Source organism: Legionella quinlivanii (assembly GCF_900461555.1).
GTDB lineage: Bacteria > Pseudomonadota > Gammaproteobacteria > Legionellales > Legionellaceae > Legionella_C > Legionella_C quinlivanii.
Genome location: NZ_UGOX01000001.1, coordinates 3,083,164 through 3,098,926 on the forward strand (window position 1 = coordinate 3,083,164; position 15,763 = coordinate 3,098,926).

Here is a 15,763-nt window from a genome sequence, read left to right on the forward strand (position 1 = left end):
CTGCCTCACTCGCCTGTCAAATTAGCTTTTATAATGTCGGAAAATGGTATTTCCAGATGTTCGTTTTCAACATTTAGTACCAAAGAGTGTTCCTGAACGCTTTCAATGCTCCCTTTCAATTTTTTTCGCTGGCCGTTTATTGCTCTTCTAAGCTTCAGTTGAATTTCCTGTCCAATATACATTACATAATGTTCTCTATAAAAAAGCGGACGCGGTATGCCTGGGGAAGAAATCTCAAGGCTATAATTACCGGGAATCGGATCCTCGACATCAAGCAATGCACTGATCTGTTTGCTGACTATTTCACAATCCCCAAGGCCAATTCCTTCGGGTCTGTCTATATAGACTCTTAACAGGGAATGTTTGCCCTGTGGTAAATATTCACAAGCCCATAGCTGGTAACCTAGTGCGGTCACTATTGGATATAACAAATTTTCTATATCATTTTTAATCATCGATAACTTCAATTTAGTTTAATCATTTGCTGTTCAGGAATTACTTTTTCCTATGCTTGTTCAGTCATCTGAATTTATTCCAGCGCTATGGCGATTTGAAGGTTTCAACCTTTGTTCAGAATATGATTGCAGGAAACAGTCCACCTCTCGGTTTCAAAGAGTGTTTATTGGCGTCGGAGCATTTAGTTCCAAAAGGATATATCTCCTATACTCCAATTACCCATCCATCAATGATTTGACATTCCCTTTTGCTCCTGGAAGCAGTTCAGAGGGGTGCCGATAAATGAGATCCGTTTTTTACATAATAAAAAACCCCATAAATGGGGCTTTTAGTAGTGGTAGCGGGGGCAGGATTTGAACCTACGACCTTCGGGTTATGAGCCCGACGAGCTACCAGGCTGCTCCACCCCGCATCAACAGAACCAAGTATACGCAGCATTTATTAACTCTGCAAGTATTTTCTTACAATCGCGGTGATTAATTGATATTGTTGTGTTTTATATGGTTAATTAAAAGCGTTTTGACTAAAACAAATGCATGTTTATGACAGATGCCAACTTTTCCGTTTCACTGGAAGGTAGCTATCTCGAACAATAATGAATGGGTTAGCTGTTGAGTAGAAGCAGCAGGCTGGGCAGCATGACCCAGCCCTGAGAGAGTTAACTGGCAAACGCGTTAACGCAGGCGGTCAATAACCCTGTCGGAAACAAGCCAAGCGCCAGTAAAGACAGGCAATTGAGTGAATAAAGCAGTGTGGCAGAACCCGAGAGTCTGATTGGGGCGCTCTCTTCCATTTCATCAAAGTACATTACTTTAACTACACGAATATAATAATAGGCACCAATCACAGCAAAAATCAGACCGAAAACAGCAACCCAGGTCAAGTGAACATCAACCAGCGCTTTGAGCACTAACAGTTTTGTGAAAAAGCCAACTGTCGGAGGAACCCCCGCCATTGAAAACATGACGATTAGCATCATAAACGCCATCCAGGGATTTCGTTTATTAAGGCCTCTCAGATCGCTAATTTGTTCAATCTCTACACCACTTCGAGACAACAATAGAATTAGACCAAAAGCAGCTACTGTCATGATTGAATACATCAGAACATAAAATAAAGCAGCGGAATAACCAGCAGCATTTCCAGCCAAAATACCAAATAAGGCATAGCCGGCGTGTGAAATTGCAGAGTAGGCCAGCAGCCGTTTGAAATTTGTTTGAACAACTGCTAGTAAGTTGCCAATACCTGTAGAGAGTAAAGTAATAACAAGTAATAGTTGCTGCCAATCAGCCGCTAAATCAACTAATCCGAGCGTGAGCAATCGGAAAGTCATACCAATCGCCGCTATTTTGGGTGCAGTACTGATAAATAATGTCACAGAAGTGGGTGCGCCCTGATATACATCGGGTGCCCACATGTGGAATGGTACAGCAGCAAGCTTAAAGGCAAAGCCGGCAACGATGAAGACTAATGCGAAGGTTAACAAACTGCCCTGTTCCTGCCAGTTCGCAGCAATTGCATTGGCTATGTCCAGTAAGTCGAGTTTACCGGTTGCTCCATAGACGAGGGACATCCCGTAGAGCAGCATACCAGAGGCAATAGCACCCATTACGAAATATTTCATGGCAGCTTCTGAAGCATCGCTGTTTGTGCGTCTTATAGCCGTCATTGCATAAAGAGGTAATGACAATAATTCAAGGCCAAGATAAACCGTCAGCAGCGAGTGAGCGGAAACGAGAATCATCATTCCTAAAGTGGAAAAAAGACCCAACACGTAATAATCACCCGATGGCATCTGACGTTCATCCAGATACTTTTCTGAATAGATAAATGCAAGAAACACGCTAAGCAGAATGAATAATTTCATTAACTGGGAAACATCATCACAAATAAAGAGCCCGCCGAGTACGATAATTTTAAAATTACCCAGAAGCAGATAACAGACTACTCCAGCCAGTATCAAACCAGCCAGGCTAATACCATATGCCAAGTTTTTAATTTTGTCCTTGAAGAAAAGATCACCCAACAAAGCCAGACAAGCTGTTATCAGTATTATTATTTCCGGTATGGCGACATGTAGATTATCAAGTAAAGGCATCATGTTTATTAACCCTGCATTTTTTATAATTTTGATTTGTCAGCCTGAGCCAATGTATAACTGACGGACTGATGAACGTAATCAAGAACTGGCTTTGGATAAACTCCCATAAGAATTACCATCAATGCCAACAATAGATAGGCACTGGTCTCATAAACAGATAAATCTTTCAAAGCAGCTACTTTTTCATTTGCAATTTTGCCGAAAATAACGCGTTTATACATCCATAATGTATAGGCAGCACCAATAATCAGTGTGGTCGCAGCCCAGAATGCAATCCAAAACCCGGCTTTAATGCTGCCAAGAATAACCATGAACTCGCCTACAAAACCGGAGGTACCTGGTAAGCCTGCATTAGCCATGGCGAACAGCATAAAAAAGGAGGCAAAAACAGGCATGGTATTTACAATCCCTCCAAAATCACTGACTTTCCGGGTATGCATACGATCGTAGATAAATCCGACACCAGCAAACATTCCGCTTGATATAAACGCATGCGAAATCATAACAACAATGGCGCCTTCAAGCACGAGTCCTGCGTTGCTTAAGCCAGAGCGCTCTGCAATAGTGAATATTGTAAAGCATCCTAATGTGACAAAGCCCATGTGAGAGATTGATGAATAAGCAATCAGGCGTTTCATGTCTTTTTGGATAATCGCAACCAGACCTACATAGACCACGGCCACTAAAGACAATCCAATCATCAATGGCGCATAATGTCTGCAGGCGTCTGGAACAATCGGCAATGCAAAGCGTATGAAACCGTAAGCGCCGAGCTTCAGTAATATAGCGGCCAGGACGATTGAGCCACCAGCCGGTGCTTCTGTATGAGCATCGGGCAACCAGGTATGAACAGGGAACATCGGTATCTTGATAGCAAAACCAAGGAAAAATGCTATAAAAATCAGGGTTTGAGCTGTCATTCCCAATCGTATTGCATAGAAAGTTTCTATTTTGAAAGAACCAACCGTATATCCCATATACAAGAACGAGGCCAGCATTAACACAGAGCCAAGGAATGTATAGAGAAAAAACTTAATGGCAGCATAAACCCGGTTATTCGATCCCCATATACCAATAATCAGATACATCGGTATTAATGTCGCCTCCCAGAAGATATAGAAGACAATTGCATCGGTTGCGGAGAATACTCCAACGAGCAAGCCCTGCATTATCAGAAAGGCTGACATGTACTGGGCAACACGCTTATGTATGCTTTCCCAGGTCGCCAGAATAACAATCAGATTAGTGAAAACACTTAATACAATCAGTAGGATCGATAAGCCATCAACACCTAAGGTATAATTAATTCCTAACGCCGGCAGCCAGATAATTTCTTCTATATACTGCATACTGTATGTATTTGGATCAAACCCGCTCATCAGAGGGATGCACATCAATAAAGTCAGCAGTACGGTAAATAATGACAAATACCGGGCTGTGTTTGGGTTTTTGTCATCACCAGTGAGGAACACAAAAACTCCGCCAACAATTGGCAACCAGATCAATAAATTCAGCAAATGATACATACCTTCACCTTATAATTAGCCTAATAGCAGCCAGCATAAGAAAATAAAAAGACCCAGTACCATAACTGCAGCATAATGGTAAAGGTAACCACTTTGGAATGCACGTCCCTTCTGAGCAAACCAGCGAACTGTCTGACCAGTCCCATTGACAATTAATCCATCAATGAGCTTTTGATCGCCAGTATTATAAAACAACCGACCCAAAGCTTTTGTACCGCGCACAATAACCAGATCATTGAAGGCATCAAAGCCATATTTGTTCAGCAGCAGTTTATAAAGCCACTTGAATGTATGAGCAATTTTTCCAGGGATTGCAGGCAAGGCAATATAACAAATCCAGGCGATCACAATCCCCGCAACTGTTAACCAGAACGTCAAAGTCATTGGCGCCTCCAAAGCACTTAGCAATGGAGAGTGAACTTCTTTTGCAAGTTCAGCCATTACATTATGTTCGGGTAATATGAACAGCGAACGAGACAATAGTGTGGGGCTATCAAACAGCATGGGCATATATAGAATATAACCAATAATGACAGAGGGAATTGCCAGAATTACCAGAGGCAGCCAGACAACCCAGGGCGACTCGTGCAAATGCTCCTCCGTGTGTTTATCCATGCGCGGTTTGCCATGAAATGTCATAAACAAGGAGCGGAAGGTATATAACGCAGTCACCATGGCACCAAGGCTTACACAGAAATAGGCATATCCACTTCCGGGAATTTCAGAAAGTTTGGCTGCTTCAATAATGGTATCTTTCGAGTAAAATCCTGCGAAAGGCGGAATTGCACATAAGGCCAGGCTGCCAATAACAAATGTTACATAGGTAATTGGCATTTTTTTCCACAAGCCCCCCATTTTGCGCATGTCCTGTTCATGATGCATGGCGATAATCACGGATCCTGCGCCAAGGAAAAGCAAGGCTTTAAAACAGGCATGGGTAAGCAAGTGAAACATTCCTGCACTATAGGACGAAGCACCCATTGCTACCATCATATAACCTAATTGTGACAAAGTTGAATAAGCGACCACTCGCTTGATGTCATTCATTACGATAGCGAGAATACCAGTGAATAATGCGCCTGTCGCTCCGATCACTAAAACCACTGTCAGGGCGGTAGTTGAATATTCAATTAATGGTGAAATACGAGCAATCATAAATACGCCTGCGGTAACCATTGTAGCCGCATGGATTAATGCAGAAATCGGCGTAGGACCTTCCATCGATTCGGGTAACCAGACATGTAAAGGTACCTGTGCTGACTTACCCATTGCACCAACAAATAACAGTAAACAAATAATTGTTAATACAGACCAGTCATGGCCGGTATAAAGCTGCATGGTTTGCCCGGTCAACCCTTTTACGCTTGCAAAAATTGTTTCATAGTCCAGCGAGCCGGTATAAGCTAAAATCAGACCAATTCCCAGAACGAAGCCAAAATCACCGACCCTGTTGACCAGAAATGCTTTCAGACTGCCTTCTATAGCAGATTCTTTTTGATACCAGAATCCGATTAATAAATAGGAAACCAGACCAACGCCCTCCCAGCCAAAGAAGAGCTGTAGGAAATTATTACTGGTAACCAGCATCAGCATCATAAATGTAAATAAGGAAATATAACTAAAAAATCGCTGATATCCGTCATCATCTGCCATGTAGCCGATGGAGTAGATATGAACCAGTAAAGAGACAAATGTGACGACAACCAGCATAACAGATGTCAGCGGATCTATTAAGAAACCAATATGAAATGAATAAGGGAATAATACGCCGCCGCTTGCCCATGTATACAAATTCAGATTCTGTATTTCTGCTGTTCCACTAAAAATCTGAGTCGCAACGATAACAGACAATACAAATGAAATACCCACACCGGCTATAGTGACCGTGTGCGCGCCAATTCGGCCAATCTGATTGCGAAACAAACCAGCCACGAGGCATCCCACCAATGGCGCCAGAACAATTATTAGACTTAGCTGAATAATATTCACAATTTTAACCTTTTAAATGATTCATCTTGTCAACATCAATGTTACCTCTGTTGCGGTAGAGTAACATCACGATCGCCAAACCAATTGCAGCTTCAGCAGCAGCAACAGTAAGAATAAAAAATACGAACACCTGGCCGGCAATTCCACCATAGTAATGTGAAAAGGCGATGAAATTGGTATTTACTGCTAGCAACATTAACTCAATACACACCAGCAATAGAATAACGTTTTTTCGATTCAGCATGATTCCTACAAGACTAAGCCCAAATAGAATTGCACTTAGAATGAGGTAATGATTAATTGGTACCATGTGGACAATTCCCGGTTATTTTTCTGTTTTCATAGAGACAATACTTAAGCGATCCTGCTTTCTAGTCATGATTTGCCGCGTTATATCCTGCCGTTTGGAACGAACTGCCCCTCGGTGGGCAAGAGTAATCGCAGAAATGATAGCCACTAATAACAAAGCAGCTGCAATTTCAAAGGCAAATACATAATCAGTAAACAGAGCCATTCCAATCTCTTCTGTATTTGAAGGCTTGGCAGGCGCTATGGGCATATCCTCGCCGTCGTTGTATGTGACAGCGGAACCAGTTGCGGCTATTGATGTTTGCTCAACACCGTTTTTATACCAGTTTTCGGGAACGGCGACCAAAAGCAAGCCAACCAGCAATGCGACAATAATCAGCCCGAAAGGCATATAACGGATAAAGTGCGAGCGCATTGATTCGATATCGATGTTAAGCATCATCACGACGAATAAAAAGAGCGTCATCACTGCGCCTACATAAACTAACACCAGGATCAAAGCCAGAAACTCGGCAGAAAGCAGGATCCATAAAATTGAGCTGGCAAAAAAGGTTACCACCAGGAACAAGACACAGCGTACAGGGTTGTTCTGGGTAATAACCATCAGCGCGGATAACACCGCGATTGCAGCAAACACATAGAAAATAACTGGTACTATTAAGTTATGCATGAAGCGCCTCGTTATCGGTAATCTTTGTCTTGTTCACGATCAGCAGCCAGACGCTTTTCCATCAAGTCGCCTACTGCCAGCAGTTTTTCTTTAGTCAAAATATTTTGCCCGCGCTCAGCAACATGCCAGTGTTGAATCGGCGTCAAGACAATAGAATCAACAGGACAGGACTCCTCACACAAACCACAGTAAATGCATTTGAACGCGTCAATATCATAACGAGTCGTACGTCTGGAGCCGTCCTCTCTTGGCTCTGATTCAATAGTGATTGCCGACGCGGGACAAACTGCCTCACATAATTTGCATGCAATGCAACGCTCCTCACCATTTGGATAGCGTCTTAGCGCTAACATGCCGCGAAATCGCGGAGAAATGGGAGTCACTTCTTCAGGGAATTGCACTGTAAATTTCTTTTTGAAAAAATATTTACCTGTCAGCTTTAAGCCGGAAAGCAACTCTAAAAGCAGGAAACTGCGAATATAATGTTTTAAATATTGATATGCTTTTTTCATTAGCTTGCTCTGCACAATTAAAACCAGGGTTTAACTTGGGCTACAACCATCAATGCGGTAACCATCACCCACACAATCGTCACTGGAATCAAAACCTTCCAACCCAATCGCATCAGCTGATCATAGCGATATCGAGGAAAGGTTGCTCTGACCCACAGATAAACAAAAAGGAAAAACGAAATTTTCAGAAGCAGCCATACAAAGCCGGGAACAATTAAAAAGATATCTTCAAGGACAGGAAGCCCTTCAAAAGGTGAAAGCCAGCCGCCCAGAAAAAATAGTGTAATCGCCGTAGAGATCAGAATCATACTGGCATATTCAGACAAAAAGAATAATGCAAAGCCTATACCGGAGTATTCAACATGAAAGCCGGCTACAATTTCAGATTCACCTTCAGCCAAATCAAAAGGCGCTCGGTTTGTTTCGGCAATCCCGGCAATCCAGAACACAAGGAACAGCGGCAATAAAGGAATAAACCACCAATGGTAAATACCCCCTTGTTGAGAGTTCACAATTTCCGTGATATTCATGCTGCCTGATGCCAGCAAAACTCCAACCAGTGCAAATCCCATCGCGATCTCATAGGAAACAGTTTGCGCCGTACTGCGCAATGCACCAAACATAGCGTACTTTGAATTAGATGCCCATCCTGCTATCAGAACCCCGTACACACCGAGTGAACTCATTGCAAAGAGATAAAGAACTCCTGCATTGATATTGGCGAGAACGACACCTTCTGAGAAAGGAATTACAGCCCATCCGGCCAGTGCAGGCACCAATGCAAACAAAGGTGCAACCACAAATAAATATTTGTTTGACTTGGTTGGTACAATTATTTCTTTGGTAATTAATTTGAATAAATCAGCAAAGGGCTGAAGCAAGCCTTTAAAACCCACTCGATTCGGCCCTACCCGGATTTGTATATAACCAATTACCTTGCGTTCGGCATATGTTAAATATGCAACAGCAATTAAAAGTGGAACAACAATAATCAGGATTTTAATAATAATCCACAGCAATATGCCTATATCATGCAGCATTTTTATACCTGTTTAGCGCTTAATAGTGATTGCAGCAAATGAATGACCAAGATCAACTGTCTCTGGCATTGCATTCGCTACCCATACTACATCGGGTGCTACTCTCTCATCGCGTTTAAGCGGCAATGTTATCTCAATATCATCTTGAGAAACAGTAGCAAACTCATCTAATTTCAATCGATTGGCTGTTATCGGATTAATCCTTATACAAGCAGACTCGGCAGCTGCACACAATTGCAAAGCCTCAGCATTCCTGACAATCTGATCATTTCTATACAGCGGCCATTCACCAACACGAGTCAAATGATGATCAGCGACTGGTAATGACTCTGGGTAATAAGGATGGTACTCCTCCTGGGGCATCATTGCAGTCAAATGCCGGATCTCATTAATCACCTCTTCAGAAGAGGTATAATTAAACTCTTTACAATGCAGCAGATTAGCTAATACCCGCAGAACCTTCCAGGCAGGACGCGCTTCACCAAATGGAGCATAGGCACCCTGTACTGTCTGCCATTTATGGTCCACATTAATATATGTACCAGAGGTTTCTGCATAGGGAGCTACTGGAAGAATTACATTACAGTAATCTCTCATCGATTCGTTATCAAATGCAGATAGCATCACTACAAACTCTGCAGCAAGCATAGACTGTCTTGCTCTGTATGGGTTGGCAAAGTCAAACCCAGGCTCAACAGCATGCAAGAGATAGCCTTTTAATTTGTGTTCGAGCGCTGAATGGACATCTAAACCAGCAGGCTCTACACGTTTCCCTGCAACTGTTCTATCTGGCAACATTCCTGCGAGTCGGGCACCAGCGGCATTCGCTCCATTTGAAAACCATATCACTCTTACAGAGGTGTTTGTTTCAAGCAGATGCACCAATGTTCTTATCAGACTGGCTTCAGGATGATTTTCACTGATAGCACCCAATAGAATGACCGCTGCCCCTTCAGTTAAGCCATTACCAATTTGTCTTAAGTTCTCTTCTGGTTCCAGTCCCAGAATCAGGCGCTCAATCTCCTGAGATACATTGGGTCTATCACCAATCATCAGCTTAACCAGCTTGGCTAATTGCATTGGTATTTCCTGAGGCGATACAATACTTCTGGCAGTCAGATCAAAACGATATTCATAGTCTACTGCGTTTATCGCATAGATATTTGCGTTGTTACGGAATGCTTTACGAACACGCAGACCAGCCAACGGAATTTCCCGGTCAATATTACATCCTACCAACAGAATGTGCTGAGCATTTTCAATTTCCTGGTAACTCATACTATTGGTTTTTACAGTGGGCAAATGATGCTGATCACGAAAATCCGACTGCTGCAAACGATAGTCCAGATTGTTTACACCCAACTCTCTCATCAGTTTTTGCAATAAATATAACTCTTCAAGAGTATTAGATGGAGATGAAAATGCAGCAAATTGCTCAGGGCCATGCTGCTTAATGAGTTTGCTGATGCCTTCGGCAGCGAACTTCAGAGCCGTTTCCCAATCTGATTCTTCCCATTGTCCATTACGCTTGATCAAGGGTTGAGCCAGCCGGTTTGGACTTTTTAATCCGAGATAGCTATAGCGGTCCCTGTCAGAAAGCCAAGTCTCGTTAATGCTTTCATTCTCTCTGGGTACAGCACGCATAATCTCATTGCGTCGAACATGCACATAGACATTGGAACCCAGGCAATCGTGAGGGGCAATGCTTTCATATTGATCCATTTCCCAGGGACGCGCTGTAAATCGATAGGGCTTGGATGTCAAGGCGCCGACAGGGCACAAATCGATGACATTTCCGGAAACTTCTGAAGTGATACTATGCTGGATGTATGTGCCTATCTGCGTTTTTTCGCCGCGCCCGGTTGCTCCCAGCTCGCGAAGACCCGCCACTTCCTCACCAAAGCGGACACAGCGTGTGCAATGTATACAACGTGTCATTTCGGTTGCTATAAGCGGCCCCAGATTGTCGTCATCTACCGAGCGTTTTTCTTCTGTGTATTCTGAAGAGTCGTGGCCGAATCCCATAGATATATCTTGTAATTCGCACTCACCACCCTGATCGCAAATAGGACAGTCAAGGGGATGGTTAATTAATAGAAACTCCATCACCGCCTGCTGAGAACGCACAGCTTCTTCCGATTTGGTAAATACCTTCATTCCATTAGTAATAGGCGTTGCACAAGCGGGAACTGGTTTTCGCCCATTCTCTACTTCTACCAGGCACATTCTGCAATTGGCAGCGACAGATAATTTTTTATGGTAGCAGAATCTCGGAATATAAATACCGGCTTCATCCGCAACTTCAATAATCATCTTGCCGTTATCGGCTTCAAGGGTTTTTCCGTCAATTTCAATGGTTGCCATTGTCTAAACCTTCTCAATTATGCTGCGACGATCGAGCGTTTGTGCTTAATGAAATAATCAAACTCATGATAAAAATGTTTAACAAAACTTTGAACAGGCCAGGCCGCTGCCTCTCCAAGAGCACAAATAGTACGTCCTTCAATTTTGTCAGCAACATTAGCCAGTTTTTCAATATCACCAGGCTCTCCATGCCCGTGGCGTATGCGATGAATGAGTCTTACGAGCCAGCCTGTCCCTTCGCGGCAAGGGGTACACTGGCCGCAGGATTCATCCATATAAAATTCAGAAATTCGGTAAAGCGCATCGACCATACAGGTCGTTTCATCCATAACAATCACAGCACCTGATCCCAGGCCTGAGCCTGCTTTCTGAATACTGTCGTAGTCCATATCCAGTTCCATCATTACATCTCCTGGCAATACCTTCATCGAGGTTCCACCAGGAATTACGGCTTTAATTTTTCGGTTCTGAGTCACGCCACCGGCGAGCTCAAGCAGGGTTTTAAAGGGAGTTCCCAAAGGAATTTCAAAATTTCCAGGACGATTAACATGGCCGCTAACACTGAAGCATTTGGTACCGCCATTATTTGGTTTACCAAGCTTTAAAAACCATTCGCCGCCTTTCTCCAGGATTACTGGTACAGACGCAAAGGTTTCTGTGTTGTTAATTGTTGTTGGCTTTCCATATAAGCCGTAGTTCGCTGGAAACGGCGGCTTGAAGCGAGGCATGCCCTTTTTACCTTCAAGTGAGTTTAATAATGCCGTTTCCTCACCACAGATATAGGCTCCTGCCCCCAGATGATTATATAGGTCAAAATCTACGCCGCTATTCAATATATTTTTACCGAGTAAACCAGCCTCATAGGCTTCATGCAAGGCATGGTCGGTACGTTCAAATGGCAGCCAGAACTCGCCTCGGATGTAGTTATAACCAACCGTTGCGCCCATGACATAACCAGCAATAGCCATACCCTCAATGAGCTGATGTGGATTTCTGCTAAGAATTTCACGGTCTTTGCAGGTACCTGGCTCGCCCTCATCCGAATTGCACACCACGTACTTTTGCACAGGGGCATTGCGATTCATGAAACTCCACTTGAGTCCTGTAGGAAATCCTGCGCCGCCTCTTCCACGTAAAGCCGATGTTTTTAATTCTTCAATGATCTGCTGAGGAGGTATTTTTTCAGCCAGAATTCTTCGCCATACACTATAGCCGCCAATGCTTTCATAAGCCTTCAGCGTCCAAGGTTTATCTAAATGAAATGTACGGTAACAGACTAGATTTTGCTCAACCATGACAACTACCTCTATCTTTCATTGGTATTGTTCCAAAATTTGATCAATTTTTTCAGTAGTCAGGTCTTCGTGATAATTTTTTCCAATTTGCATCATCGGTGCATTCACACAAGCCCCAAGGCATTCAACTGAACGTAAAGTAAAGCGTTTATCCGCTGTCGTAGATCCTAATTTTATTCCTAATCTGGATTCCAGATAATCTACTACTTCAGCGGAACCACGCAATTTGCATGAGATATTGGTGCACACATTAATGAGATGTTTCCCTAATGGCTTATGCTCATACATGGAATAAAAGGTTGCCACCTCATAGACTGCAATCGCTGGCATATCAAGATATTCAGCCACTGCATCCATTAGCTCAGGCGTAAGGAATTGATGTTCCTCCTGAACAATCCGCAAGGCACTCATCACAGCTGATTGCTTTTGGTCAGCAGGATACTTTTTTATCCAATGGTTAATTTCATCAATTCGTTTTGATGTAACCAGTTGACATAACAACTTACCTGAATTTTCAGACATACTAACTAGCCTTAACTATATTTCAAAGAGCACACCTCTTCGGTGAAGAAAGTGTAAACTCAAGATTGCTATCGATCAATTTCGCCAAAAACGATATCCTGGCTTGCCAAAATGGCAACGCCGTCTGCAAGCATGTGTCCTCTGACCATTTCATCATAGCTAGCCAAATGAGCAAAACCTGGCGCTCTGATTTTTAGTCGATAGGGCTTATTTGCGCCATCAGAAACCAGATAGATCCCAAACTCGCCCTTGGGAGCTTCCACCGCGGAGTAGACTTCCCCTGCCGGCAGGCAAAAGCCCTCTGTGAATAGTTTAAAATGGTGGATTAATGCTTCCATGTCATGTTTCATCACTGCTCGACGTGGCGGAGTCACCTTGTAATCATGAACACGGACGGGCCCAGGGTTTGCTTTTAACCATTCAATACATTGTCTGACAATTCGATTGGATTGACGAAGTTCTTCTACTCTTACCAGATATCGATCATAGCAGTCACCAGTTTTTCCAACGGGAATGTCAAACTCCATCTTGTCATACGCAGCATAAGGCTGCTTTTTTCTTAAATCCCAGGCAACCCCGGATGCACGCAGCATAGGCCCGGTAAAACCCCATTGCAACGCCTGCTCAGCACTAAACCGTCCTATATCGACTGTACGCTGCTTCCAAATGCGGTTATCAGTAAGAAGGGTTTCATATTCATCAACGCATTTAGGGAAGCGCTCAGTAAAACTCCATAGAAAATCCAGGAGACTGCCTTCTCTATTGCTGTTCATCTTCTCCACCTCGCGCTCGTTGTGCCAGCGTGAGGGTTTGTATTTAGGCATGCTTTCTGGCAAGTCTCTGGCTACGCCGCCTGGACGATAGTATTTGGCATGCATTCGGGCGCCGGAAACAGCTTCGTAGCAATCAAACAAGTCTTCGCGTTCACGGAAGCAATAGAGGAAAACAGTCATTGCTCCAATATCAAGAGCCACTGCACCCAGCCATAGCAAATGGTTCAGAATGCGTGTTACTTCATCGAACATTGTACGGATATATTGTGCACGAATCGGTACTTCAATACCGAGCAGCTTTTCAATGGCCATAACATAGGCATGTTCATTGCACATCATGGAAACATAATCCAGACGATCCATATAACCTATGTTTTGCAGGTAAGGCTTGGTCTCAGCCAGCTTTTCAGTTGCCCTATGCAGTAATCCTATATGCGGATCGGCTCTGACAATTGTTTCCCCTTCCAGTTCCATTACCAGACGCAGCACACCGTGCGCTGCAGGATGTTGGGGACCAAAATTCAGAGTATAGTTCTTTAGCTCAATCATGGTGGCTCATCCCCGGAGTGTCAATGTATCGATTATCATCGCGTATTACTTTAGGTATGATAACCCGTGGTTCAACATCCACGGGCTCATAAATAACCTTTTCCAAATGCGCATCATAGCGCATTTCAACGTGACCACTCACCGGGAAGTCTTTTCTGAAGGGATGGCCAATGAAACCATAGTCGGTAAGAATCCGTCGTAAATCCGGATGATTTTCAAACAGAATACCGTATAAATCATAAGTTTCTCTTTCAAACCAGTTCGCGGACTTCCACAGATCATGTACTGAAGGGATGATCAAGTGACTTTCTTCCAGGAATACCTTCACTCGAAGCCGCTGATTATGAATAGTAGACAGGAGATGATAGACAACTGCAAAGCGTGGTTTTTCCCAAACACCAATCCGCTCTTCCTGTGGCTCAACTGCTCTGGAGAAGCCTTTCTCAGTGGCTGCCTCGGTTTCCCAGTCAAAACGTCCATAATCGAGATAGTCAACACCGCAAACATCAATTAGCTCATCAAATGCAAATTCTTCATAATTCCGTAATTGAGTAAGCGCTTTGCGAATGTGGGCTGCCTGACATTCTATTGTTACTTCATCGTAGGCAAGAGTAACAGACTCTGTGATACCTTTCAGTTCATTTTCAATGAGTTCAACCAAGCGGGTTAATTTTGTCATTTTGCTGTCTACCTGCCCTTAAGCTTCAATGATTGTTTTATGTCTTATCTTATTCTGCAGCTGGATAATCCCATAGAGAAGCGCTTCTGCAGTTGGAGGGCAGCCTGGAACATAGATATCTACTGGAACTATACGGTCACAACCGCGGACCACAGAGTAGGAATAATGATAATAGCCTCCACCATTGGCACAGGATCCCATTGATATTACCCAACGCGGCTCAGGCATCTGATCGTAGACCTTGCGCAATGCAGGGGCCATTTTGTTACATAAAGTACCAGCAACAATCATTACATCCGATTGACGAGGGCTTGGCCTGAAAATGATACCGAAGCGATCGAGATCGTAACGGGCAGCTCCCACATGCATCATTTCTACGGCACAGCAGGCCAGTCCAAAGGTCATTGGCCACATTGAACCGCTTCGCGCCCAACCCAATAATTTATCGACACTGGTTGTAATGAAACCACTTTTTTGCAATTCTGCAGCAGCCATATATAAGCCTCTGAAAAGTATGGATATAAGTAACAAAACGTTCTGTTCTATTGAACGATTATTGTTGTTATTCTAACCAAGATTCAAGATTTGTATGCCCTGCGGGAATACTATTCCCATTCTAGCGCCCCACGTTTCCACTCATAAATAAATCCAATGACAAGAAGTCCCAGAAAAATTGCCATGGAGAGAAAACCAAACCAGCCGATCTTGCGCAACACTAAAGCCCAGGGGAAGAAAAACGCGGTTTCCAAATCAAAGATAATAAATAGTATAGCAACTAGATAAAATCTTACATCAAAAGGGATATGAGAGCTTTCAAAGGCATCAAAGCCGCACTCATAGGGGGAGTTCTTGGCTGAATCTGGATTGCTTTTTGATAGCAGCGAACCCGCAGTTATCATTGCAATACCTAGAATCAAGCCAATAATTATAAAAACAAATATCGGTAAATATTGTGATAGCATCATTTAAATCGCTTGG

The 15,763-nt window shown here is 43.3% G+C and carries 15 protein-coding genes and 1 tRNA gene; all 16 read right to left on the reverse strand.

The window, feature by feature from the left end:
- Positions 1-5 precede the first annotated feature (5 nt).
- Complete coding sequence (gene rimP / locus DYH61_RS13190) at positions 6-455, reverse strand: ribosome maturation factor RimP (protein WP_058507247.1); 450 nt, start codon at positions 453-455, stop codon at positions 6-8.
- Positions 456-791: 336 nt separating this feature from the next.
- Positions 792-868, reverse strand: a tRNA-Met gene (locus DYH61_RS13200).
- Positions 869-1,114: 246 nt separating this feature from the next.
- Positions 1,115-2,557, reverse strand: a complete 1,443-nt coding sequence (gene nuoN, locus DYH61_RS13205) for an NADH-quinone oxidoreductase subunit NuoN (RefSeq protein ID WP_058507245.1) — start codon at positions 2,555-2,557, stop codon at positions 1,115-1,117.
- A gap of 20 nt (positions 2,558-2,577) precedes the next feature.
- On the reverse strand, positions 2,578-4,083 hold the full coding sequence (locus tag DYH61_RS13210; protein ID WP_058507244.1) for an NADH-quinone oxidoreductase subunit M: 1,506 nt from the start codon (positions 4,081-4,083) through the stop codon (positions 2,578-2,580).
- 15 nt (positions 4,084-4,098) lie between these two features.
- Entirely contained in the window at positions 4,099-6,072 is a 1,974-nt protein-coding gene (gene nuoL / locus DYH61_RS13215) for an NADH-quinone oxidoreductase subunit L (RefSeq protein ID WP_058507243.1), read from the reverse strand.
- A 4-nt stretch (positions 6,073-6,076) separates the two neighbouring features.
- Complete coding sequence (nuoK, locus tag DYH61_RS13220) at positions 6,077-6,382, reverse strand: NADH-quinone oxidoreductase subunit NuoK (RefSeq protein WP_058507242.1); 306 nt, start codon at positions 6,380-6,382, stop codon at positions 6,077-6,079.
- Between the two features lie 15 nt (positions 6,383-6,397).
- Entirely contained in the window at positions 6,398-7,051 is a 654-nt protein-coding gene (locus tag DYH61_RS13225; protein WP_058507241.1) for an NADH-quinone oxidoreductase subunit J, read from the reverse strand.
- An 11-nt stretch (positions 7,052-7,062) separates the two neighbouring features.
- Positions 7,063-7,563, reverse strand: a complete 501-nt coding sequence (gene nuoI / locus DYH61_RS13230; RefSeq protein ID WP_058507240.1) for an NADH-quinone oxidoreductase subunit NuoI — start codon at positions 7,561-7,563, stop codon at positions 7,063-7,065.
- Positions 7,564-7,580: 17 nt separating this feature from the next.
- Positions 7,581-8,603 carry an NADH-quinone oxidoreductase subunit NuoH gene (gene nuoH, locus DYH61_RS13235; RefSeq protein WP_058507239.1) on the reverse strand — a complete coding sequence of 341 codons (1,023 nt, stop codon included), beginning with the start codon at positions 8,601-8,603 and terminating at the stop codon, positions 7,581-7,583.
- A 12-nt stretch (positions 8,604-8,615) separates the two neighbouring features.
- Complete coding sequence (gene nuoG / locus DYH61_RS13240; RefSeq protein WP_058507238.1) at positions 8,616-10,967, reverse strand: NADH-quinone oxidoreductase subunit NuoG; 2,352 nt, start codon at positions 10,965-10,967, stop codon at positions 8,616-8,618.
- Positions 10,968-10,984: 17 nt separating this feature from the next.
- On the reverse strand, positions 10,985-12,262 hold the full coding sequence (nuoF, locus tag DYH61_RS13245) for an NADH-quinone oxidoreductase subunit NuoF (protein WP_058507237.1): 1,278 nt from the start codon (positions 12,260-12,262) through the stop codon (positions 10,985-10,987).
- 18 nt (positions 12,263-12,280) lie between these two features.
- Positions 12,281-12,784, reverse strand: a complete 504-nt coding sequence (gene nuoE, locus DYH61_RS13250; RefSeq protein ID WP_058507236.1) for an NADH-quinone oxidoreductase subunit NuoE — start codon at positions 12,782-12,784, stop codon at positions 12,281-12,283.
- 68 nt (positions 12,785-12,852) lie between these two features.
- Positions 12,853-14,106 carry an NADH-quinone oxidoreductase subunit D gene (locus DYH61_RS13255; protein ID WP_058507235.1) on the reverse strand — a complete coding sequence of 418 codons (1,254 nt, stop codon included), beginning with the start codon at positions 14,104-14,106 and terminating at the stop codon, positions 12,853-12,855.
- Positions 14,099-14,785 carry an NADH-quinone oxidoreductase subunit C gene (locus tag DYH61_RS13260; protein ID WP_058507234.1) on the reverse strand — a complete coding sequence of 229 codons (687 nt, stop codon included), beginning with the start codon at positions 14,783-14,785 and terminating at the stop codon, positions 14,099-14,101. The genes DYH61_RS13255 and DYH61_RS13260 overlap by 8 nt, the downstream gene beginning before the upstream one ends.
- 18 nt (positions 14,786-14,803) lie before the next feature.
- A complete protein-coding gene (locus DYH61_RS13265; RefSeq protein WP_058507233.1) occupies positions 14,804-15,280 on the reverse strand; it encodes a NuoB/complex I 20 kDa subunit family protein in 477 nt (158 codons plus the stop codon).
- 110 nt (positions 15,281-15,390) lie between these two features.
- Positions 15,391-15,747, reverse strand: coding sequence for an NADH-quinone oxidoreductase subunit A (gene ndhC / locus DYH61_RS13270; RefSeq protein WP_058507325.1), 357 nt, complete (start codon positions 15,745-15,747; stop codon positions 15,391-15,393).
- Positions 15,748-15,763 lie beyond the last annotated feature (16 nt).